2 protein-coding genes and 1 pseudogene are annotated in these 1474 nt (G+C 34.9%); 1 reads left to right on the forward strand and 2 read right to left on the reverse strand.

Annotated elements, in window-relative coordinates; all coding sequences use genetic code 11:
• Together F0460_RS16065 and msrB are read right to left on the reverse strand one after the other, a co-directional pair.
• Positions 1-177, reverse strand: a pseudogene (locus tag F0460_RS16065) (fasciclin domain-containing protein); the annotation flags it as partial.
• A gap of 115 nt (positions 178-292) precedes the next feature.
• The gene (gene msrB, locus F0460_RS16070) at positions 293-829 is read right to left on the reverse strand and encodes a peptide-methionine (R)-S-oxide reductase MsrB (RefSeq protein ID WP_150015120.1); all 537 of its coding nucleotides are present in this window, start codon (positions 827-829) and stop codon (positions 293-295) included.
• 97 nt (positions 830-926) lie between these two features.
• Between msrB and F0460_RS16075 the strand changes: the two genes are divergently transcribed.
• A partial coding sequence (locus F0460_RS16075; RefSeq protein ID WP_223810848.1) for an RNA polymerase sigma factor occupies positions 927-1474 on the forward strand: 548 nt, incomplete at its 3' end.

Genomic DNA, 1474 nt, shown 5'->3' on the forward strand with positions numbered 1-1474 from the left:
CAGTGTTTTGTGGTCTTTTGAATTTACGGCGTTTTCTATGATGTTTTTAGAGGGATACATCGCTGCACCCCCAACCATTACGGTTTTTTCTTTCATTGATTGGGCAGTTGCGGTTCCGCTGAAAGCAAATGTTAAAGCTGCTAAAACAAATGCTGCAATTGTTGTTTTAATTTTCATGTCAATTTTTTTTAAGATTGTTAATTGTTTATAAAATCATTTACGATAAGACTTTTCTTTTGGATTTACCTTACACTAAAATTTTTACTTTTTTTTAATAAATTTTAATTTTAATCTAAAAAGAACCTATTTTCCTTGCTGCTACCAACGGTTCAAAATCAAGGCTTATTGAATTCATACAGTATCTCTTTCCGGTTGGCTTCGGTCCGTCATCAAAAATATGCCCAAGATGTGACCCGCATCTTCCGCAAAGAACTTCCGTACGCACCATATTGTGTGAAGAATCTTTTTTATAAAGTACACTTTTTGTACGTAGTGGTTCGTAAAAAGACGGCCAGCCACACGCAGATTCAAATTTTGCGGTAGATAAGAATAGGCCGTTCCCACATACCGCACAGTAGTAGGTGCCTCTGATGTCGTTCTGGTATAATGATCCTGTGAATGCACGTTCGGTTGCTGCCTCCCTTGCTACCTGGTAAAGCTCTTTAGAAAGTATTTTCTTCCAAACTTCATTAGATACGTTCAAAACTTTGGTGTCTGTCCGTGAATAGTATACATTATCTGCTTTAAATTTCTTTGATTGAGCGAAAATAGTCTGTATAAAAAATAGAGAGAATATACAGATTACAGTTGTTCTTATGGTTGTTTTCATAATTTTAAAATATTTAGTGAGGTACTTGGTGATTTTTAACAAGTTTTAAAACTATTTACGATATGTTTTTAGAATTGGATGTCAATTTTACCATAAAATGATTATTTTTATAATAAAAAGAAAGTCTATCAAAACAATTTATTCAGAAGAAGATCTTATCGTTTTGTTGAAAAAGAGAAACGAAGCGGCTTTTAACTACCTGTACGGTCACTATAATGGTGCACTGTATGGGGTTGTTTTGCGTATTGTATCGTCAAAAGAATATACCGAAGAAGTTATTCAGGATGTTTTTGTCAAAATATGGAACGGCGTAGGCAAGTACGATGAATCCAAAGGCCGTCTTTACACATGGATGATCAATATCGCCCGTAATACGGCAATAGATTATCTGAAATCAAAATCTTTTCAAAACCAGCTGAAAAACCATTCTGTTTCAGATTTCGTATATAATCTAAAGTCAAGTGGTGATGCCAACGGTAGCGATTATATAGGTTTTGGCAAGGTTTTAGAACGGTTGGATTCTGATAAGCAGGAACTGATCCATTTGGCATATTTTCAAGGTTACACACAGATCGAAATTTCAGAAAAGCTTAAAATTCCGCTGGGCACAGTTAAAACTAAAATGAGGAACGCCCTCTTACTATT

The sequence above is a fragment of the Paenimyroides baculatum genome, assembly GCF_008629655.1.
Classification (GTDB): Bacteria; Bacteroidota; Bacteroidia; order Flavobacteriales; family Flavobacteriaceae; genus Flavobacterium; species Flavobacterium baculatum.

What these genes read in the sequence shown, in the direction of transcription:
- msrB (WP_150015120.1), bottom strand. Translation starts at nt 829, where the DNA reads ATGAAAACAACCATAAGAACAACTGTAATCTGTATATTCTCTCTATTT.